This window comes from Prevotella sp. oral taxon 376 (assembly GCF_003043945.1).
In the GTDB taxonomy this organism is placed as follows: domain Bacteria; phylum Bacteroidota; class Bacteroidia; order Bacteroidales; family Bacteroidaceae; genus Prevotella.
This window is the reverse complement of sequence record NZ_PYXG01000001.1, coordinates 1,922,752-1,943,224: the sequence shown is the minus strand read 5'-3', so window position 1 is coordinate 1,943,224 and position 20,473 is coordinate 1,922,752. Positions and strand designations below refer to the sequence as shown.

The following is a 20,473-nucleotide window of genomic DNA, read 5'->3' as shown; positions in this document are numbered from 1 at the left end:
CTGTCAATCTTCTATTTTTCATCAATTTCTATATTCTAAATTCTAATTCCGCCTGAAGACGGCATCTACTTACGGCATTAGTCTACCAATTCTTCTGAAGTTGTCTTCTCTGTGGCTGGCGCATCTTTTCTTTCATGCGTTGTTGAGTAGCTTTTTCCTCCTGCATGGCAGCATTCAGAAGTTGCTCGGCATTCTCTTTGCTCATCTGCTCCTTCGGCTGCTGTTGTTCAGGTTTCTGCTCTTGTTTTTCCTGTTGTTGCTTCTGCTGTTTCTTTTTATCTTTATTTTTATCATCCTTGTTATCCTGTCCACCACCCTGTTGCTGTTTCTGCTGGCGTTTGCAGAGAGCAAGGTTATATCGTGTCTCATTATCGGCTGGATTATTTCGAAGACTTTCCTCATAAGCCTTGATAGCTTCAGCAAACATCTGGTGCCGTTGACAAATTACACCCATATTATGATATATCTTTGCCTTGCGTATTTTCCCCTGCTCTACTTTCGCCGCATTTTCATATTGCACAATGGCCGCCGAGTCCTTATTTTGCATCATAAGGGCGCAACCGAGGTTATAGAGGGCCTGAGGATTTGAGGCATTCTTCGAAAGGGCTTTTCTATATTCCACCTCTGCCTTGTCGAAAACTTGCTGGCGATAGAGACGATTCCCTTGGCGGACAAACGCCCGATCGCTCTGCGCATTGACACCGAGTGTTGCCACGCAGGCATAAGATAAAACTATATATCTCAAAAACTTCATTTTCTCTTAAACAATTTTATATTCTTTAGGAGTGGATTCTTTGACTCTAAAATCAACACTTCAAGAATGAGCAATAGGACAATAAGGATTCCAAAGGCTTGAAACTGCTCGTTATATTCACTGTAAACCACGCTGCTGATGTCTCCTTTCTGTAACTTGGCAAGCTGATCATTGAGTTTTTCCTGCGCATCAGAGGTATTATCAACATGAATATAGGTTCCACTCCCAGCCTTGGCCACCTCTTGACACATCTGCTCGTTAAGAGCCGACATAACGGTTTGCCCATCTCTATCTTTCATATATCCTCCATTACCCGTAGGAATCGGGCTCCCTTTAGGGTCGCCGACCCCAAGAATGAAGACATTGATGCCCTTCTTCTTGGCCTCTTTCGCAGCCTCAACGGCTCCCCCCTCATGATCTTCCCCATCGGTAATGACAATAATAGCACGCCCTACTTTATCCTGCTGTGTAAAACTTTTCATGGAAAGATTGATGGCACGAGCAATATCCGTACCCTGAGTTGCAATCAGTGAAGGATCAATATTCTGAAGAAACATCTTTGCAGAAACATAGTCGCTGGTAATCGGCAACTGCACAAAGGCATCCCCGGCAAAGACCACCAGGCCAATCTTGTCATTCGTAAAGTTGTCAACGAGGTTCTCAACAAGCAGTTTACTCTTATCCAAACGAGACGGAACTACATCCTCCGCACGCATAGAATTTGATATGTCCAGAGCAATAATGGTCTCAATACCATTGCGCCTTTCATGGGAGATCTTACTTCCCATCTGTGGGCGGGCAAGCATGAAGACTAATAAAGCCAGAACTGCAAGCAGCAAACAAAACTTAAGCATTGGGCGGACTTTCGACACATCAGGCATCAACGATTTAAGAAGCTCAGTATCACCAAGCAAACGGAACTGTTTCTTCCTGCGCCGCCAGACCAGGAATCTAATCAATACCAATACAGGTATGACAAGTAACAACCAGAGATATATGGGATCTTCAAATCTGAACATTACGGTATTCTTCTTAATATAGTTGTGCGTAATAAGATTTCAAGTAAAAGGACAACAATGGCTGCGATGGCAAAAGGTTGATAGGCCTCATGCCATTTAGAGAATTTCTTCACATCCATCTTGCTCTTTTCCAATTTGTCTATATCCTTGTAGATTTTCTTAAGCTCAACATTGTTTGTTGCACGATAAAAGTTACCTTCGGTAGTTGCGGCAATGTTACTAAGTGTCTTCGTATCAATCTCCACTGGAATATTCACATACTGAACACCACCAGCAACGGGCATCGGATATGGGGCAACCTTATTCGTACCTACTCCAATGGTATAAACACGGATACCAAGGCTCTTCGCAATTTGTGCAGCCGTCATCGGCGAGATATCTCCCATATTATTTGAACCATCGGTAAGCAAGATAACAACTTTGCTCTTTGCTTTAGACTCCTTTAGTCGGCTCACGGCATTCGCCAGTCCCATCCCTACAGCCGTTCCATCTTGGATCAAACCTCGGGCAGCAATATCAGTACGGACATTACGAAGTAGGTTGATCAACGAAGAATGATCGGTAGTCATAGGACATTGGGTGAACGATTCGCCTGCAAATATCGTTAAGCCAATATTATCGTCGGGCCGGCCTGAGATAAATTCAGATGCCACATCCTTGGCCGCTTCCATGCGGTTGGGCTTCAAATCCTCAGCAAGCATTGAGGTTGACACATCCATTGCAAGCATGATATCTATGCCTTCGGCTGTTCGCTGATCCCATGCATTATGAGTCTGAGGACGGGCCAGTACAATAACCACAAGTATGAAACAGACACACCGAAGTATCATAGGAAGATCGATAATACGCATACGCCAACTCTTCGGTGCATACTGATATGTGTAAGTATCACTCATCCGCATCGTTGGCTCATTCTTTTTCCGATAGAGGAAATACCATAATATATATGGTATCAGTAAGAGCAGTAGTAAAAAATATTCTTTACTTGCAAATTCCATCTTAGTTCACTAATTGATAAGCACTATAAACGACATATATCAGTAACACCACGGCACTAACTGCAATAATGCAGATGGCAGCCTGAATAGCCATGCGAGATTTCTGGCTTCGTTTTGCTTCCTCGCTAATTTGAGGAATGATACGCTCTTCTGTTGGCTGTCCATCAAGCTTCGTCTCATCAATGAAGTTAATGGCATTTACAAGATTAAGATCATTTTCATTGATAAGCGACTGATACTTGGCAAACTTCACAAGATCAGCAGTTTGAAACAGCTCTCTCAATTCATTGATCATTGTCTGATCACCATTTTGTTGTAAATGCTCTATAATTTCTGATGAAGTCATCTCCATAGCATTAAAGCCAAAGCGCTCGTTGATATAGCGGCGCAGTGTGTCTGTAAGCCGCGTATAATATGCTTTCTGATCTTCTGAACGCTGCAAATGCTCTGCCTTTATTCTATCGATTGCATTAAGAGCCTTTTGATGAGGAAGAACTCTCTTCACAATACGGACTTTTGCAATAACTGGCTTGTTTTGCTTCAATCTAATAAAGAGATAAACAGCCAATAGACACAGAATTAGCAAAAAGACACTCAACCAGTATAGCGGACTCCACTCACTCCACAGAAAAATATTATCCTGTACATCCTTGGGAGGAAAGAACTGATTGGGGTGCAATGTGTCCACATCCACCGTTATCACCTTCAAGGCCGAGATGTTTCCTGTATAGGTTTTGCCATTCACATTGACCTTCATCCCAGGAATCGGATAGAGCTTCTCGTCGAAAGAAGTAATGGTGAAAGCCTTAGTTACCACCATTAGATTATTGTCAAGATGAACCGTATCAGCATTTGAGGTTTCCAAAACCTCAACACCCGGAGTAATATACTGAGAAGGTTTAAACTGTGGCCACAGAATTCGAGCCCCTTTCGGTGCAGTAACCTTCACCGAGAGATGCGCCTGCTGACCGATAAGGATACCAATAGAATCTACCTGCTGTTCTACTGATATCTGGGCCGTTGCCGTAAGGCTGCCCATCACGCAGAATAAACTGACTATATTTCGTAATATCTTCATTTCGGCAATCTCTTTAAGTCCCCCGCTGCGCAAATAGTAACATCATCGAACGCACATAGTCTTCATTGGTTGCCACCGATATCCAGTCGACCTTGCTCTTAGCGAAAATTTGGTTAAGAGACTCTTCACGCTCCGCCCAATAACGAGTATGGGCCTGACGAAGTTTCCTACTGGATGTATCAATAATCATCTCGTGCCCTGTCTCCGCGTCGCGAACTTTCATCAAGCCCACATCGGGCAACCTCCTTGCCAAGGGATCATACACTTGGATGGCAACCAGATCGTGCTTCTGGTTTGCAATCTGAATCTGTCGAAGGAAATCTTCACGACAATAGAAGTCGCTCAATATAAAGGCCGTACAGCGACGCCTCATCATTCTCGTCAGATATTCTATGGCCATCCCCACATCAGTCTTCTTGCTCCGGGGCTCAAAATCGAGCATCTCGCGAATAATGTAAAGAATATGCTTACGGCCTTTCTTTGGTGGAATATACTTCTCTATACGATCAGAGAAAAATATGACTCCTATTTTATCATTGTTCTGAATGGCAGAAAAAGCGAGCGTGGAGGCAATTTCCAAAGCCATATCGCGCTTCATCTGTCGGCTTGTCCCAAAGTCAAGGGAGCCAGAAACATCAATGAGGAGCACCACCGTGAGTTCCCGTTCTTCCTCAAAGATTTTCACATAAGGACGATGGAAACGGGCTGTAACATTCCAGTCTATATCGCGGACATCATCACCGAACTGATATTCACGCACCTCAGAGAATGCCATACCACGCCCCTTAAACGCTGAGTGGTATTGCCCCGCAAAGATGTTCTGACTCAGTCCACGAGTCTTGATCTCTATCTTTCTGACTTTCTTTAATATCTCAGATGTCTCCATCTTCAAATTTTAAATCTTATTCGAATGTTTATGGCACTTCTACTTTATTGATCACCTTGCTTATTATCTCCTCAGAGGTTACATTGCTTGCCTCTGCCTCATAAGATAATCCGATGCGATGCCGCAGGACATCGTGCGCTATCGCACGCGCATCCTCCGGAACCACATATCCGCGATGTTTAATAAAGGCATAAGCACGAGAGGCCTTGGCAAGATTGATGCTGGCACGCGGACTCCCTCCAAAGGTTATCATATCCTTCAACTCGCCCAGCCCATAACGCTCGGGATAGCGCGTTGCGAAAACAATATCAGCAATATACCGTTCTATTTTCTCGTCGATGTAAACCTGATTTACGACTTCACGAGCCTTCAGAATTTCGTCTGCTGTCGTTACAGATGTTACCTCCGGAAGGTTATCCTGCAGGTTCTCGCGGATAATGAGCTTCTCTTCATCGATCGTTGGATAATCTATGACAACCTTCAGCATGAAGCGGTCTACCTGAGCTTCCGGCAATTCATAGGTACCCTCTTGCTCTATGGGATTCTGCGTAGCCATTACGAGGAACGGTTTCGGCAACTTGAATGTCTGCTCACCAATAGTAACCTGATGCTCCTGCATTGCTTCGAGCAAGGCGCTCTGCACTTTTGCCGGCGCACGGTTTATCTCGTCTGCCAGTACGAAGTTGGCAAATACAGGTCCTTTTTTCACCTGGAACTTCTCATCTTTCTGGCTGTAAATCAAAGTACCGATGACATCGGCCGGCAGTAAATCCGGAGTAAACTGGATGCGACTATAGTCGGCATCAATAAGTTGCGAAAGAGTTTTAATGGCAAGGGTTTTGGCCAAACCCGGCACTCCTTCCAGAAGTATATGTCCGTCGCTCAACAGAGAGATGAGAAGTGAGTCGACGAGATGTTTCTGTCCCACGATTACGCGATCCATACCAGTTACGAGTTTGGTAACAAATCCGCTTTGTTGTTCTATCCGGACATTCAGTTCTCGGATATCAATAGCTTCTGCCATAATTATTTTTCTTTTATCCTATGATTAAAATTTAGTGCAAAAGTAGCATATTTGGGGAAGAGAAGAGAAAATTAGGTAATAAATTATATTAAAAAAGTTTCCCAAATCCTATTATTTAAGAAACTTTATAGCAAAAAAGCCTACACCTGCCAATTTTCTCCCCAAAAGTCTTCTATTCATGGGAGAATCCATCCTTACCACCTCCTGAATGGATGGTATCTTTCACTTGTTTTTAGTCTTTGAGCTTCAACATCTCTTCGTAGATTCTCTGGACAGGGAGCCCCATCACATTAAAGAAGCTTCCCTTCAATCCTGTTACGCCGATATACCCTATCCATTCCTGAATCCCATAGGCACCTGCCTTGTCAAACGGATGATAATGCCTTACATAATATGAAATTTCCTCCTCCGTGAACGGCTTAAAGGTTACCTCAGTCGTTACATGAAAAGAATGCTGCTTCGTTACCGTAGTGAGCGTTACTCCCGTTATCACGCGATGGGTTTTTCCGCTCAGTTTTCGAAGCATCCTGATGGCATCTGCATCATCGTCAGGCTTTCCAAGTACCTCCTTTCCAAGTACGACGACGGTATCTGCGGTGATAATAAGTTCATTTCCTACGGCCTTGTACGCCGAAGCTTTTTCTCGAGAAATATACTGTGGTATTTCTTCGACAGGAAGATCTTGAGGATAGCTCTCCTCTATACCAGGAACAACTTTCACCTCAAAGTCAATGTCCAGAGCGGCAAGAAGTTCCTTCCTCCTGGGAGAGTTCGACGCCAAAATTATTTTATAATTCTCAAACATCTTTCCAATTTATTGATGAGCCCATTATTCAAAACAACTTCCCACACGGCTTTTGGCTATCTTCAGCATAGCCCAAACCTGTCAGGAGAAACACCCAATATGATTCTTCTCATGAGCGGCTTCAATTACCATCCAAAAGCCTTTGCGTCATTCAACCATTTTCCCTGCGCCTTCAGCACCTGCTCTATGATATCACGCCCGCATCCATATCCGCCGTCCAGATCACTGACATACAATGAAATTTCTTTAATCTCCGAAGCGGCATCCCGGGGACAACACGGACATCCCACGAGACTCATTACTTCAAAATCTGGAATATCATCTCCCATATAGAGAATTTCCTCATTCTTCAATCCATGCTTGCCTAAGAAATCGTGATAGGCTTTTATCTTCACGGCACAATGCATGTAAATATCCTCTACACCCAGATAGCGATACCGTTTCTCAATAGCTTCCGAATGTCCTCCGGTAAGTATCGCGACCCGAAGTCCCATCTTCCGGGCGAGCTGGATGGCATATCCATCTTTGATGTTCAGCGTGCGTAAAGGCTGCCCCTCGCCATCCATATTGATGGTATTCGCGGAAAGCACCCCGTCAACATCAAAGATAACCGCCCGAATTTTCTTAAGATCGAAGTTTATCATTTTAGTTTACATTTTCGCAACAGATATTATTTCCTTCTTCTTTTCATACCTATGCAAAGATACTATTTTAAACCGAAATCTCTACATTTTTAGAAAACTTTTCGTATTTTTGCAGTACAAACAATCAAAGTCCACCCGCGCCTATATGCTGACCGTGAAAATTTTTACGAGAAGTGAGAAATTGCCGGAACTTTCCCAAAGCAACTTCTTCCACAGCACGGAACTCTTCCATATCATCGAGAAGACGCCGGGGCAGTCGCCCTACATGGCCGTTGCAAGCAACGGATCTGGCAAAATCGTCGGGCACATGCTCGCCGTGCTTCGCCGCCGAGGCTCTTGGTTTCCTCCATATATATTCACCCAAGGACGCATATACGGCGAAGGAGAATATACGGAAGAAGTGAACAAGGAAGAGGTCTTCGGAGTCCTTCTAAAGTCTATTACGCGCCAGTTTCGCCGGAAACTTTGCTTTTTTATCGAGATGAGTGATCTCTCACAGAAAATGTTTGGATATAAGCATCTTCGCCGGAATAAATATTTCCCCATACACTGGCAGGAAATCCACAATTCGCTGCACTCAAAGTCGCCGGAGGAAAGGCTCTCCGGTAGGATGATGAAAGGCATTACAAAAAGTTACAGGATGGGCGTTGAGACGCGTGAAGCGGAAAACGAGGCGGATGTCCATGCCTTCTATAAGATGCTCAGCGGATTTTATCGCATGAAGATGCGCAGGCTCATCCCGCCAGAAAGTCAATTTGCAGAACTCCACAACAGCGAGAACGCGAAAATCTTCATTACGATATATAAGGAGAAAGTTATTGGCGGATGTGCCTGTGCTTATTCCGAGGGCAACGCCTACATGTGGTATCTTGCGTCCAAGCGTAAAAGCCATCCGCTCATTCATCCTGATCGCATGACCATATGGAAAGCTCTCCGGCACGCTTACGAACATAATTACGCCCACATGTTCTTCCTCGATGTTGGTCTTCCTTTCCGCAAGAATAGATTCCGGGACTTCATCCTCAGTTTCGGAGGAAAGCCCGTTGCAAGATATCGATGGTTCCGATTCTCCGTAAGCTGGCTCAATAGGCTGCTTTCCTGGTGGTATCGGGAATGAAAAAGAGCAACGAGAAAAGCTGCCGGTATCAGGCGCAATAATATTCCATTTCGTGCGTTAGTAAAGTTATGATGAAGAGAACACTGGCATTCAGCATATTCCTTTTCGCTTGCATTCTGCAAACGACAGCCCAATCATTTACATTACAAGGACGGGTAACCGACGACAAGAATAACCCCATAGAGCTGGCCTCGGTGTCGTGTCTGGCACAAGGCAAGGCCACGATGACTTCTTTCAAGGGTGAATTCCAACTGACTTTACAGTCGGCCGACTCTGTCGTCGTGAAATTCTCCATGATTGGATACAAGGCCAAGACGCGTGTGCTCCGCCATCCAAAAGGCAAGCAGACATTACAGGTTATCCTCTATGACGATAACATCACTTTGGGCGATGTACAGGTAGAAGGAGAAAGGATTCAAAGCGGACAGACACAGGAACTCAAGACCAAAGACATGAAGATGGCTACAAACGCATCCGGCAATGCCGTAGAGAGTATGGTCCAGTCGCAGGCAGGAGTAAGCACACACAGCGAATTGAGTTCCCAGTATAATGTCCGCGGCGGCTCTTTCAACGAAAACAGCGTCTACATCAACAACATCGAAGTCTATCGCCCGTTCCTTGTCCGCAGCGGACAGCAGGAAGGGCTCTCCATCATCAATCCGGATATGGTCGAGCGCATCAGCTTCTCTACCGGCGGGTTTGAAGCCCGCTATGGAGACAACATGTCGTCAGCCTTGGACATCACCTATAGGCGTCCCGAAAGATCCGAGGCTTCATTGTCTGCTTCCATGCTGGGGGCAAGTGCCTATGCCGCCCTCGCCGGCAAGAAGGTTTCATGGCTGAACGGAATCCGCTACAAAACCACCAAGTATCTGCTCGGCTCTCTTGAGGAAAAAGGGGAATACAAGCCCAACTTCCTCGATTACCAGACCTATCTGAACTACCGCCCGAACAGGCGTTGGGAGATAGATTTCATCGGAAACATTTCCAACAATCATTACAACTTCTTCCCCACCAACCGAAATACAAGTTTCGGCACGACGGGGAATGTTACCAATTTCACCGTCTACTTCGACGGGCAGGAGAAAGATATCTTCCGCACAGTCTTCGGTTCACTCGGCCTTACTTATAGATTCTCAGACAAGACTTCACTGAAACTCTTGGCCTCGGCATATCATACCAAGGAGCAGGAGCGATACGACATCCAGGGGCAATACTGGCTCACCCAGACTGAAACCAGCGAGAACCTCGGGGTGGGAACTTACTTCGAGCATGCACGCAACTACCTTGAGGCAACGGTGATGAGCAGAAAACTGATGCTGAACCACAAGATAAGCAGACACAACATTGAAACCGCGATAGCCTTGAAGCGAGAGCGTATCAAGGAGAACTCCACCGAATACGAGATGAGAGACTCGGCCGGATATAGCGTTCCCCATACCGGCAAGGACCTTTACATGATTTATTCCATGAAGGCCAGAAACGAACTGAATGCGACGCGCATGGAAGCCTACCTGCAAGACACCTGGCGCTTCAGCGGCGGCAACGACTCCGCCCAGACTCATTACACGCTGAACTATGGCCTGCGCATGAGCCATTGGAACTTCAACGGCGAGACCATTGTCTCTCCCCGACTGTCGCTGGGCATCATTCCTGCCTTCAACGAACATGTGATGTTTCGCTTCGCGACGGGACTCTATTATCAGGCGCCATTTTTCAAAGAGCTCCGCGATACCACCACCGTTGACCATATAACGGTGGCAACACTTAACCGTAGCATCAAGAGCCAGCGCTCCCTGCACTTCATTGCGGGACTGGACTACCGGTTCCGCATGATGAACCGCCCCTTCAGATTCTCCGCCGAGGCATACTATAAGATATTGCAGAACCTCGTGCCTTATTCCGTGAACAATGTGAAAGTTGTCTATTATGGCGACAATGTGTGCAGCGGACATGCCATGGGAATAGACCTCAAACTCTACGGGGAGTTCGTTCCGGGTACGGACTCATGGATAACCCTCTCACTGATGGACACCCAAATGAACCTCAATGGGATTTCCCTGCCGCTACCCACCGACCAGAAATGGGCTGTAAATGTATTCTTCACCGACTATTTCCCGGGCACCACACGATGGAAGATGAATCTGAGACTGGCCTTTGCCGACGGCCTCCCCTTCTCCGCTCCCCACCGCGAACTGGAACGCAACTCGTTCCGGGCACCAGCCTACAAGCGCGCTGACATCGGCATGAGCTACCGCCTCGTGAACAATGAAGACCGCCACTCGCACATGACACTGAAGAATCTCTGGCTGGGCGTTGACTGCCTGAACCTCTTCGGCATCAATAATGTGAACTCATACCACTGGGTTACCGATGTAACCAACCAGCAATATGCCGTGCCCAACTATCTTACAGGACGGCAGATTAACGCAAGAATCTTGCTTGAATTCTAACGGAGAGAGACGCAGCCGCGGCTTTCTTTGGACACGAATACGGCTTTCCACCTCATTACAGAGTGAGATATTTCCTAAAATGTATCTAATTGAAAATAAAGAAGTTACCTCGTTGTGTAAACAAAATAGGTAACGATTTGGAAACGAGCGAATTACTTTTGGTCGCAAGTTTCTGCATTAACAAAGAACGCTTGTTATTCTATTTGCAAAGGTAATAATTTGCTTTGAATAACAAGCGTTTTTGATGAAGATTTCTCTCTTTTGCTTTATTTATTGTCCGAATGGCAAAGAATAGAAATCCTGTACACGACCATGAATATTCTCTCTTTCAACGTGACCGGTAAGATAGCAATAAATGCCTCGGCTTTCTTTATTTTTCTTTTCATTTCATCAACAACTTCAAGCCTATCACCGGCAAAATCAATATGAGACCTCTGCAAAAATCTTTTTACACCCAATTGCCACTAATGATAATCAGCGAGTTATCTCTATAGTTTCTCTGTCCGAGTATTTTTCTGTGTGGTGATGTTATACTTAAAAAGTCCTAATTAGTATATAATGCACTGTAATATAAGTACTTTTGCAAGAAATCGAACGCCCATGTTGCTGAAAGATTTCTTTTCTCGTTTTACCAATGAGGACGATTGTATCTCATACTTCAAGGAAATACGGCATTCTGTTGGTATCGTATGTCCGAAATGTGGCTGCACGAGCCATAAATGGGTTGAGAGACGCAGCGTATTCCAATGCATGGAGTGTGGAAATTGGACCACCCTTACCCAAGGTACCGTAATGGAGAAAAGCCATCTGCCCTTATATCCATGGTTCTTTACTGCTCACATGATGACGTCTTTCAAGCAGGTGCTTTCAGCCAAGGAAATCCAGCACCAGTTGGAAATGAAGTATTACCCACCCGCCTGGCTTATGATGATGAAGTACCGGGACATCATGGGGCAAAGAGATTCCTTGTATAAGATGGCGGACCAAATAGAGCTCGACATTTCGTATTTCCCGACCTCCTCCATTACGAACAAAGATGGAGAAAAGACAAGGAAGCGCAGAAAGACCGGTGTTTTGGTAATGGCTGAGAGCAGGCCTGTTGACGAAATAATGCTCAGATACCTTACAGACCTCACTGATACGGAGAAGGTTAACAAGGCATCTATACTGTTGGCTAAAAGCTCACAGACAAAAATCAAGAAAGCTGTCCGTTACATCAAGATGCGTGCGCTGCCTGACATCCGGTTCGAAACCATCAAGCCTTTCGTTACGGCTGCCGTCAAAGACGATGCCAAGGTTCTTACAGACGGAGGACATAATCTGTTAATGGTTGGCGAGCATGAGGCGCATTTAGAAACAGAGACGGATGCCCATGACGTCGTAACAAAAATCCTGCCATGGGTACATATCGTTACCGGGGAATGCCGAAGTGGAATCGAGGCCATACATAAAGACATAGACGAGAGATTCCTGCAACTCTACCTTAATGAATACTGCTGGAAGTTCAATCGTAGGTTCTTTCGGGACAGCAAAGAGGACAAGTATGACCTCTTTGAGAGGCTGATCCGAATAGCGGCACAATATACATCAAATATCAAATGGAGAAACTACGGAACAGAAATTAACGGTTATTAAGCATAACATCACCACACAGAAGAGTATTTTTATAGAGGTCTCGGAGTAAGTCGGAGTAAGAGTGTTATCGAAATAGACATTCAACTTTATACGAAATACGGTCTATCAGACGATAAAATATCCTCCATAGAATCAATGATAAACTTATGTAAAAATAAACGAGGGCAAATATTATACCCTTGCCCTCGTTAAAAACTTACTTTCTTTAGTTACGCCCTTAAAAGGTGTACCATTCTGTTTGACATCAATAAAGCGCCCTGTATCTTTATCCCGTTTTACCCATTGTCCTGTTTTGGGATTAAAAACCTGCGAACGTTTTCTCACTGCGCCATTGCGATGTCCGTCTCCTAACGGTGGATTTGTAGCCATGTCTAACCTCCTATATTTTGTCCTTGAATTATATAGCCAAGAACACACTATTATACTTGTTCGTTTAAATTTGATTGTTTGTCATTTCAAGGTAAGTACAATGTTTTTATATGCTCACGATAACACCCCATCTGCTATATGGTTGCATTTTACGGGGTATAATTCGATGCACCCTATTTTCTGTCAGCCAATAGCTTCGTGAGGGATCTTTATTGAATTCTTATTCTATTTCTGGATTTATATAGTTTCTGTTACTTGCAGAATATTGTCGCATACCATTGATATATACAATCTCAGGTATATACTCACCTTTATTTTCCATATCCTTTTGCACTTCTTCAATTTTCCGTTTAATCTCATCAATATTATTCTTTTCCATGATTACCATGAATATGCCTGATTGTGCTCTTTCTGCTTTCATATAGGCAGGCAACTGAGTGCGATATCCATGAATGAGATTTTCGTTAGTAGAACGTTTTATCTCTATAACTGAATTTGCCCTTGAACCTTTGGTTATATGGAAATCAATCTCACCAACACCAGGATTATCCTCTCGTGTTATAGCTATGTCTAAATTACCTGCTATTTTATACGTATCAGCTACAGTATATAGCAGAAGCTGCCAATCTGTTTCGTCCGGAATCCGATTGTTTCGATAGAACAACTCCGAAATCCTATTGTGCTCAACTAAATGTTTGAATTGATGACACATTGCCAATGTGAACTTATAAGCCTCATCCTCTTCGTTCTCATACTCAGTTGGCTTTTGGAATGGAATCTCGTCCAATAGCTCTTGAAGCAATATAACTTGATATTGGTTCTTATTGTCAGCTGTGAAATCATACGGTATCGCATTGAGATTCTTATAAAAACTAATTGCTGCTTTATAACAATCCTTATTGCTAACGATAAGATTCTTCCAATCTTTCTTTTTGTAGTCCTTATACTCGGCCCAATTAACACCAATCAATTCTGCAATCTTTCTTTTGAGCCGATTATTATAATTACACACATTGTCTATCTCTTCAAAATCATGTGCAACGGGAAGATTTGCTAAAAATGATTCTGGAATAAAATGAATAGGTTTGTCTTTGTAGAAAGGGATTTGGAACATGACCCCATACTCGAATGTACAAGAATGAGTTGTTAGTCCCATTTCCAGAGCTATTCTTTGTGTATACTCAAGAAAGTGTCTTTGAAGGATGGCAATGGCCATGTCACTGATTCTATCAGCTGCCATATTATCCTCTATTAGTTGCATTAAACCAAAGATTTCAGGATCTTCAATACCCGCCTTTATGATGGTGTATGCACTATGGGCAAGTTGTATGGAAATAGTGCCACTGATACCCCTTCCTCTTGTATTACCTTTTGAAAATCCCAATCCTGTATTTGGAATTTCCTTGAAAGTAAATCTTTTTACCATTTGCTTAAAGAAACGGTCTTGAAGATTGTCAGCTTTTGAAGCTTTTACTAAAGGTATAAACAATCTAAAATAGTTAAAGAATTCAGTATATGCATTCTTAAACTCGGGTATCTTACTTCCTTTCAGAAGAAGCGGATCTATATGAAACAAGGAGTCCTGATCCAAAAAGGCATTATATACCCCTTTCTGTCTAAAATCTCTATGCTTTACCTTAAAAAATCTACTGTATGTTAATGCCATGTTTATTGTCAATTATAAGTTTCTAATTTATGGTTAATAGATACTGTCTGTTTTTAACGGAAGCTAAATAACTAATCTTTTTAACAACTATTTTGCAATGAGTGTATTAAGTAATTTAATCACTTTATGTATTTCTGAGTATGCTTTCAAGTCCTCCGGCGATTCTTGACAAAGTTGGCATAATTTTTCGGAGTTTAAGATTGCCCGTTCCAAATCACCATTCTCTGTCAAGTATTTATAGAGGTTGGTGCGTCTGAAATATCGTTTTTTCTTTTCATATCCTGGCATATATTTCTGTAGCTCGGGGAGAAGTTGTTCGTAACTCTCGTATCGCCGACAAACCACATTAGGCAAGAAATGAAGCAAGAACCAAAACTCCGTGCAAGGATTTGTTTCTACAAACATAACCTTTCTGGTATATTTCTTCTTGCTATACTCTTTCTTTGCTCGTTGATACAGTTGCATTTCGGAAGGATATTGATACTGTCTGTCCATATCAAATAGGCATACGATATAATCATATTGCTTGTTCAAATAGGACTCTACCAATTTCAAAATATGATTGATGTCGCTATGCTGCGGAAAATCCGGTGCAACCTTGAAAGGATAGCGACACGCAATCCTCAGAGAATCGAAATAGAACCATTCTGTTTCTCCCTCACCTATGATGGCGATACTCTTTGTTACTGTTCGCCCCATATCATTAGTCATCTAGGTTAATATACTGGCTACCTAAGAACGGCAACTTTACCAATTTTCCCTGCCTGTATGCATTGTATGGGGAAAGATTCTTATGAAGCCCCAAAGAAGATAGACGCACAATCTTAGTTTCTCCAAGTTCGTCTTTATCAGTGAACCATATCGTATCACGGCGAATGAAATCCTCATTGAGAAGATTGATGTCATGGGTTGTCAGGAGCATTTGGGATGTTCCGTTACTGTTTGCCAAAAATACTTTTATGAAATAAGCTAACAGCTCATAATGAATACTTGTTTCCACTTCGTCGATAGACACAAAGCGATTGGTCTTTAACAGGAAATTCAGTATCACCGCCATTCCCAAAAACCTCATAGTACCATTTGATTCGTATTCTTCCGATAAATCATATACTTTGTTTCCTGCCTTATGCTTGAAGGTCAGTTCCGTGTTTGTAATTTTACCTTTTTTTAGCATTTCTGCTTTTGCTTCTTTATCAATAGGGGCATTCTGGATTAATTGTTCCAATTCAGGGGTAATCAGTTCTTCCTCTTCATGTAATAACACATCTTCAATGTTGAAATCGGATGCTTTCAGAAAGTTTAGGACGAATTTCTTCAAATCCCCTGTTTTGTCTTTATCTAATCGTGATTTGATATATCCCGAAAGCAGCATACCGGGAGCCAATACTTCTTTTACCTGTTTGGCAAAGTAATCGTACACATCATTCAACTTGGTGCGTTCCACGTTACTTTTGCCAAATGCGGCAAGCACACTGCAATTATTGATAGTATTTCCAGAGATCACATCTTGGCTTTTCTTTATCATTTTCAGATTTACGCCAAAGTCGATGGCCGTGGAATCTGTTGAAGCATCATAACTTCGGTTATACAGCTTGGTGGGGCGAATGGAATCATAAACAATCAATGTCTCGGAATAGATATGCTCGGCATCCAACTCAAAACTAAGGATATACTTCGATTGATTAATATAAAACGCCATCGACATCTTCGTTACTTCATTCCTCGAAGTGTCATCCAGCATGAAAGGAACCGTTCCTGTTTTTTCATTCCGGTCTTTAGGCATTCTTAAAACCAGCATCTTGAAGAATTCGATGGCATTTAATATATTTGTTTTTCCAGAAGCATTGGCACCATAAATAATGCCAACTTTCAGTAATCTTACCCCCTCTTTAATTTCATACGAATATTCATCAGACATAAAAGTATCTGCCGATGGCTCAAAACTGATTTTCTGAGCCGATTTAATAGAGAAAAAATTCTCAATGCTGAATTCTGCTATCATAATCGTTGAATTTACCTGTTATACGGTGCAAAGATACAAATAAAATCCAATTTAACAAGATATATTTTGTTTTTCTGTAAAAAAGCTACAGTATATGTAAATAAAAAAAAGTTTATGGCTATTTGTCTACTATGTATTTTAAATATTTAGAGTGTATCGTTTTGAAGTCAATTGTCTAATATTATTTTCACTATCGCTTAATTTATTTACGATGGAAATAGTGGCGCTAAAATGGCACCTAAATTATAAATACTTCCTTACATGTGTGCTTGCAAAGCGTAAAATATCAGTCTATTATAAATCATATATCGAGACCTCTGCAAAACTCTTTTTTTTAAGAAAAAGCAGTAAGTTATATTCACTTCTTTCTTCTTTTTGTAGACTTTTGTAGAGGTCTCATATCTTGAAACAACCCACTGTTGCAGTTGATTAGTTGTAAGTGTCAATTCTGATATGTAATAGATGGAAAAGGAGTTTTCAGATGTTTCCAATAGTTTGTTTCAGATCATTAATTTACTCACCATCATAGTCCTCTTCCTCTTTTCTTCTTTTTCTTGGCTTGGTTTCTGAGCCTGTGCTGCCATGCTGTCTCGGCATAATCATCACCATGTGTCTGTGGGTTGATTAACCCGCCTGCTCCGGAAATGATTTCTTCGGCAGCACTTAAGGCTGTACTTGCCACATTGCCTACGGCTTGTGCAATAGATGAACTTTCATTTGTGTTGGCAGGTGACGTATAGGAGCGGCTGGGAGGAACAAGTTGATAACCTATATCGGATTGAGTTTTGTTCTTTGCCGGCTCATCTGCCAGTGTCGTGGCTTTCTTTGGTTCTGTCTTGTTGCTTATCTCAAAATTCTTCTGCAAGGAACGGTAACCGAACTCTCTGCCGATTTCAGAAGCCTTGAACGATTGTTCTGCATATGAGAACTTCAAGCCATAGACCTTGCCCTGCTTGTTTTTTAAGCGTTCAATGGCTACTCCACTCTTGCCAAGGCCATAGAGAAACATGGAGTGCCCTGTGATGCCTGTGCCTTTATATTTTTCAAGTAGGGTATAACAGATTTGTTGCACCTCTTTCTTTGTTTGCTCTCTCGTGGGGTTAGTTTTTGTCTTCTGGTGTTTTCTTTTCGCCTTTACTTCCTTTGCGATGGTCAATCCGTACTTACGGCTAAGGTCTTCTGCAACCCTTGCTGCCCTGTTACTCACAAAGGTGGTGTCATAGACTTCTTCGTACAAACTGATACGATTGGCAATGATGTGGATGTGCATATTGTCGGTGTCCTTGTGCGTTACTGCTACCCATTGATGGTTGGCAAGTCCCATGCGTATTGCAAAGTTTGACACAAGGTTACGGACAGACGCGAGGCTCAATCTTTTCTCATCTTGTGGTGCTATGCCGATTTCGATACGCAGGATCTTGTTTCTGCACCGTGTGTTGTAATCGCTGACCATCTTCATTTCCTCGTAAATTTCCTTGGGCGTAGTGCCGCAGAGATTGTGAAAGAGAAGCGTCTTACCGAGTTTTCCCTCTCTGAAGATATACTCCAGTGCATTGATGCCGTGCGCGATAGCCTTACATTTTCCTATCATTCTCCATCAGATTTAAGAGTTTAATTGCCCTTTCCTCAATACGGTATTTGGGATTAAAGAAGCGCTTAAAAGCTTCCCTTGCCAGATAGGAAAGACTTTGAGTAATCAATACCCACACATCATCCTTTACCTTGATAAGGTTGGAAACATGTGTAAAAAAGTAGGCTGTTCTCCTCAACACCTCTATGGCTTCCTTTTCATTGTCGGTCATCTTGGGAACGGCTGTTACTTCTCCGTTAAGGAGTATCTCACGGCAGTAATCGGAGAACTTCCGCCCTGCGCTTTCCGCTTTTGATTTGATACGTTGCTTTTCCTCTAAGGTGCATCTTATCTTGATGAACTCCGTCTTGTTCATCCGCAGTTCTTCCTTCTCCTGTTGCTGCCATCGGGCAGTCTTGCTGTTGTATCTGTTCATATAAAAGTCCTCTTTTCGTTGTTGCTTAATTTCTGCTGGCTGACCGATGAGAACGGAGTGATTACGGTCTAATCTCACCGATAATTAAACGAGGGGAGCAGGGCGCAGTTTGTGGGTACAAACTGACGTCTTGCAATGTCAGCTAACGAGACGTTTACGCATAAAGCGTTTTGTAGCCTAAAATGAATGCCGTGCATTCAATGTCTAACTGCGTTCGTGATACTCCCACCGTTCAGTATGTTCAGAAAACATTCAATAGTGAGTTCTATTAAAAAGGGGAGAGAGGGGTTAGTGGAAAGGTTGTCCTTTTCCAGCCCCCTTGTCTCCCTTTCATTCTGTTTACAGCTTTCTCCATTTCTCTATGTCCTCACCGTATTCCTCCAAATGAATGCGCACGATATTCTCCACAAAACTTGAAAGGTTGCTGCCCCTGTCGCCCAGTCTGCGGACGATGAAGTCTGCACGCTCCTGTGTCGCCCTACTCAGATAAACCGCCTTTCGGTCGTTCAATTTGGTCGGAACAAGGAAAGCCTGCTTGTAGGTTTCGAGCGTTCCCCGTCTCATCTTGGCACTGATGCGCCGTTGAACGGTTGCATTCTCTGTGTGCAGTTCAGACTCGGAAGCTATTACTTCTTGGCAATCTATTTCCTCTGATGGAGCTTTTGCCTGTGGTTGTTCTTCCACCTCGTCTTCTGTATCTCCCAAGTAGTATGTAAGACTTTTCCTTTCTGTTCTTTCATTACTTTCCTGTCTGTTCATGTTGAACGCTTCTTTTATGGATTGGTCTATCTCCTCTCTGCTTGCTTTTATCTTTTTCATTGCTCTATCGTATTTTTAGTTTGACTTGTTTGGGTTTATTGTTTGTTTTTGGAGCTTTCTCCAGCTTTTTCTGTTGCTCACGAACACGGCTGACATGATACTCGTTGAGGTCTTTGAAGTCTTTGTAATATCGGGATATATCTTCTACCTTAAAACCTGCCTTTATCAGCTCCTGTGTTGCTCTCCGCCCTGCGTCGTCGTTATCAAGGAAAATACGGATAGAAGATACTTGCTGGTTGCTCAGATAGCTGATACTTCTTCCTATGTTGCTTACAGAGTTCAACACAAGGCAGCAGTTATTCACTTCTTCTTTCATTGAAAGAAAAGAGAGAAAGTCCATAAACCCCTCGAACAGACGGACGGGCTGTGCCTTGCTCTCAAATATCGGAGTGATATCCTTTGGGGCAATCGTTCCTTTGAACGTTTTGTCGTCCCGAAGTTCATAGCCGCCGGAGAGGTTGGCAAAGCCAATGGCTTCGTATCTTCTTCCTCTTACCTCATAGCTGATGGATTTGAGAAAGGGTATCGCCTTTTCCAAGTTGATGCAGCGTACCTTTGTAAGATACTCCTGCAAATGTAGCGGTAAGGTGTCTGATACATCTATCAGTCTCCTTGCCCCGTTTGCCATTTCCTCTTTTGGTAGTCTGATACTGCCATTGCTGCTGTATGCCTTCTCCTTTGAAGGTTCGGCATAGTTGCACGCTGTATCAAAGGAAGTGGTCTGCCCCAAACGGCAGATGGCTTCCGAGAGCGTGCAGCTCTCCAATCGCATACAGAGGTCGATGATGCTTCCGCCCCTGCCTTCGGCATAGTCTATCCAAAGGTTCTTCTCTGTGTCCACCTTGAAACTCGGATGTGTTTCTTCACGAAGTGGTGAACGGTACAGGGCATAGGCAGGTGTCCTGCGTACAGGCTTGATGCCTTTCCTTTCAAGATACTCCACGATGGGGTATCGCTTGATGAGTGATAAATCTTCTTCTGTCATTGTCATAAACTTTAAATGGTAGGATAATTCTTATTTGAATAATAATGGTTGGTTTGAATGATATTTGAATGTTGTTTGAATGTTGTTTGAATGTAATTCTCTTTTCCTAAGTTTTTCCCTTCCAAACTTTTCCATCTTTCTTCTTACTACATACTATTTTAATATAAATGATTGATAATCAACAATAGTTAGTAGTATATGGAGATACTACAC

The 20,473-nt window shown here is 43.0% G+C and carries 19 protein-coding genes; 3 read left to right on the top strand and 16 right to left on the bottom strand.

The genetic code is table 11. The features are described 5' to 3' along the window. Positions 1-82 precede the first annotated feature (82 nt). The 8 genes from C7120_RS08530 to C7120_RS08495 form a co-directional block, all read right to left on the bottom strand. Positions 83-754, bottom strand: a complete 672-nt coding sequence (locus C7120_RS08530) for a tetratricopeptide repeat protein (protein ID WP_107621180.1) — start codon at positions 752-754, stop codon at positions 83-85. Beyond that, positions 751-1,773, bottom strand: a complete 1,023-nt coding sequence (locus C7120_RS08525; protein ID WP_107621179.1) for a VWA domain-containing protein — start codon at positions 1,771-1,773, stop codon at positions 751-753. The genes C7120_RS08530 and C7120_RS08525 overlap by 4 nt, the downstream gene beginning before the upstream one ends. Beyond that, positions 1,773-2,771 (bottom strand): VWA domain-containing protein, encoded by a 999-nt coding sequence (locus C7120_RS08520; RefSeq protein ID WP_107621178.1) that lies wholly within the window; start codon positions 2,769-2,771, stop codon positions 1,773-1,775. The genes C7120_RS08525 and C7120_RS08520 overlap by 1 nt, the downstream gene beginning before the upstream one ends. 1 nt (position 2,772) lies before the next feature. After that, a complete protein-coding gene (locus C7120_RS08515) occupies positions 2,773-3,849 on the bottom strand; it encodes a hypothetical protein (RefSeq protein WP_107621177.1) in 1,077 nt (358 codons plus the stop codon). A 13-nt stretch (positions 3,850-3,862) separates the two neighbouring features. Beyond that, on the bottom strand, positions 3,863-4,735 hold the full coding sequence (locus C7120_RS08510; RefSeq protein ID WP_107621176.1) for a DUF58 domain-containing protein: 873 nt from the start codon (positions 4,733-4,735) through the stop codon (positions 3,863-3,865). A 28-nt stretch (positions 4,736-4,763) separates the two neighbouring features. Beyond that, positions 4,764-5,759, bottom strand: a complete 996-nt coding sequence (locus C7120_RS08505; protein ID WP_107621175.1) for a MoxR family ATPase — start codon at positions 5,757-5,759, stop codon at positions 4,764-4,766. 232 nt (positions 5,760-5,991) lie between these two features. Beyond that, positions 5,992-6,564, bottom strand: a complete 573-nt coding sequence (locus C7120_RS08500) for a Maf-like protein (protein ID WP_107621174.1) — start codon at positions 6,562-6,564, stop codon at positions 5,992-5,994. Between the two features lie 125 nt (positions 6,565-6,689). Next, positions 6,690-7,208 carry an HAD family hydrolase gene (locus C7120_RS08495; protein ID WP_107621173.1) on the bottom strand — a complete coding sequence of 173 codons (519 nt, stop codon included), beginning with the start codon at positions 7,206-7,208 and terminating at the stop codon, positions 6,690-6,692. Positions 7,209-7,353: 145 nt separating this feature from the next. On the opposite strand from C7120_RS08495, the gene C7120_RS08490 reads away from it, so the two are divergent. From C7120_RS08490 to C7120_RS08470, 3 genes are all read left to right on the top strand, one after another. Beyond that, complete coding sequence (locus C7120_RS08490; RefSeq protein ID WP_107621172.1) at positions 7,354-8,325, top strand: GNAT family N-acetyltransferase; 972 nt, start codon at positions 7,354-7,356, stop codon at positions 8,323-8,325. A gap of 68 nt (positions 8,326-8,393) precedes the next feature. Then, complete coding sequence (locus tag C7120_RS08485; protein WP_107621171.1) at positions 8,394-10,778, top strand: carboxypeptidase-like regulatory domain-containing protein; 2,385 nt, start codon at positions 8,394-8,396, stop codon at positions 10,776-10,778. Positions 10,779-11,378: 600 nt separating this feature from the next. Continuing rightward, positions 11,379-12,413 (top strand): IS1595 family transposase, encoded by a 1,035-nt coding sequence (locus tag C7120_RS08470; protein ID WP_107621170.1) that lies wholly within the window; start codon positions 11,379-11,381, stop codon positions 12,411-12,413. 171 nt (positions 12,414-12,584) lie between these two features. Here the strand turns inward: C7120_RS08470 and C7120_RS08465 are convergent, their stop codons facing one another. From C7120_RS08465 to C7120_RS08430, 8 genes are all read right to left on the bottom strand, one after another. Next, positions 12,585-12,782: a hypothetical protein gene (locus C7120_RS08465; protein WP_107621169.1), complete on the bottom strand. Its 198-nt coding sequence runs from the start codon at positions 12,780-12,782 to the stop codon at positions 12,585-12,587. Positions 12,783-13,002: 220 nt separating this feature from the next. Continuing rightward, complete coding sequence (locus C7120_RS08460) at positions 13,003-14,448, bottom strand: hypothetical protein (RefSeq protein ID WP_233247049.1); 1,446 nt, start codon at positions 14,446-14,448, stop codon at positions 13,003-13,005. A gap of 87 nt (positions 14,449-14,535) precedes the next feature. Next, positions 14,536-15,147: an RloB family protein gene (locus C7120_RS08455; protein ID WP_107621449.1), complete on the bottom strand. Its 612-nt coding sequence runs from the start codon at positions 15,145-15,147 to the stop codon at positions 14,536-14,538. 4 nt (positions 15,148-15,151) lie between these two features. Then, the gene (locus C7120_RS08450; RefSeq protein WP_107621168.1) at positions 15,152-16,450 is read right to left on the bottom strand and encodes an ATP/GTP-binding protein; all 1,299 of its coding nucleotides are present in this window, start codon (positions 16,448-16,450) and stop codon (positions 15,152-15,154) included. A 523-nt stretch (positions 16,451-16,973) separates the two neighbouring features. Beyond that, entirely contained in the window at positions 16,974-18,041 is a 1,068-nt protein-coding gene (locus tag C7120_RS08445; RefSeq protein WP_107621167.1) for a relaxase/mobilization nuclease domain-containing protein, read from the bottom strand. After that, on the bottom strand, positions 18,025-18,456 hold the full coding sequence (locus C7120_RS08440) for a hypothetical protein (protein WP_107621166.1): 432 nt from the start codon (positions 18,454-18,456) through the stop codon (positions 18,025-18,027). Before C7120_RS08440 ends, C7120_RS08445 begins: the two co-directional genes overlap by 17 nt. A gap of 339 nt (positions 18,457-18,795) precedes the next feature. Further along, positions 18,796-19,275: a DUF3408 domain-containing protein gene (locus C7120_RS08435; protein ID WP_107621165.1), complete on the bottom strand. Its 480-nt coding sequence runs from the start codon at positions 19,273-19,275 to the stop codon at positions 18,796-18,798. A 4-nt stretch (positions 19,276-19,279) separates the two neighbouring features. Further along, positions 19,280-20,260: a toprim domain-containing protein gene (locus C7120_RS08430; protein ID WP_107621164.1), complete on the bottom strand. Its 981-nt coding sequence runs from the start codon at positions 20,258-20,260 to the stop codon at positions 19,280-19,282. Positions 20,261-20,473: the final 213 nt, after the last annotated feature.

Coding starts and splice junctions, on each gene's coding strand:
- C7120_RS08530 (WP_107621180.1), bottom strand. CDS start 754: ATGAAGTTTTTGAGATATATAGTTTTATCTTATGCCTGCGTGGCAACA.
- C7120_RS08525 (WP_107621179.1), bottom strand. CDS start 1,773: ATGTTCAGATTTGAAGATCCCATATATCTCTGGTTGTTACTTGTCATA.
- C7120_RS08520 (WP_107621178.1), bottom strand. CDS start 2,771: ATGGAATTTGCAAGTAAAGAATATTTTTTACTACTGCTCTTACTGATA.
- C7120_RS08515 (WP_107621177.1), bottom strand. CDS start 3,849: ATGAAGATATTACGAAATATAGTCAGTTTATTCTGCGTGATGGGCAGC.
- C7120_RS08510 (WP_107621176.1), bottom strand. CDS start 4,735: ATGGAGACATCTGAGATATTAAAGAAAGTCAGAAAGATAGAGATCAAG.
- C7120_RS08505 (WP_107621175.1), bottom strand. CDS start 5,759: ATGGCAGAAGCTATTGATATCCGAGAACTGAATGTCCGGATAGAACAA.
- C7120_RS08500 (WP_107621174.1), bottom strand. CDS start 6,564: ATGTTTGAGAATTATAAAATAATTTTGGCGTCGAACTCTCCCAGGAGG.
- C7120_RS08495 (WP_107621173.1), bottom strand. CDS start 7,208: ATGATAAACTTCGATCTTAAGAAAATTCGGGCGGTTATCTTTGATGTT.
- C7120_RS08490 (WP_107621172.1), top strand. CDS start 7,354: ATGCTGACCGTGAAAATTTTTACGAGAAGTGAGAAATTGCCGGAACTT.
- C7120_RS08485 (WP_107621171.1), top strand. CDS start 8,394: ATGATGAAGAGAACACTGGCATTCAGCATATTCCTTTTCGCTTGCATT.
- C7120_RS08470 (WP_107621170.1), top strand. CDS start 11,379: ATGTTGCTGAAAGATTTCTTTTCTCGTTTTACCAATGAGGACGATTGT.
- C7120_RS08465 (WP_107621169.1), bottom strand. CDS start 12,782: ATGGCTACAAATCCACCGTTAGGAGACGGACATCGCAATGGCGCAGTG.
- C7120_RS08460 (WP_233247049.1), bottom strand. CDS start 14,448: ATGGCATTAACATACAGTAGATTTTTTAAGGTAAAGCATAGAGATTTT.
- C7120_RS08455 (WP_107621449.1), bottom strand. CDS start 15,147: ATGGGGCGAACAGTAACAAAGAGTATCGCCATCATAGGTGAGGGAGAA.
- C7120_RS08450 (WP_107621168.1), bottom strand. CDS start 16,450: ATGATAGCAGAATTCAGCATTGAGAATTTTTTCTCTATTAAATCGGCT.
- C7120_RS08445 (WP_107621167.1), bottom strand. CDS start 18,041: ATGATAGGAAAATGTAAGGCTATCGCGCACGGCATCAATGCACTGGAG.
- C7120_RS08440 (WP_107621166.1), bottom strand. CDS start 18,456: ATGAACAGATACAACAGCAAGACTGCCCGATGGCAGCAACAGGAGAAG.
- C7120_RS08435 (WP_107621165.1), bottom strand. CDS start 19,275: ATGAAAAAGATAAAAGCAAGCAGAGAGGAGATAGACCAATCCATAAAA.
- C7120_RS08430 (WP_107621164.1), bottom strand. CDS start 20,260: ATGACAGAAGAAGATTTATCACTCATCAAGCGATACCCCATCGTGGAG.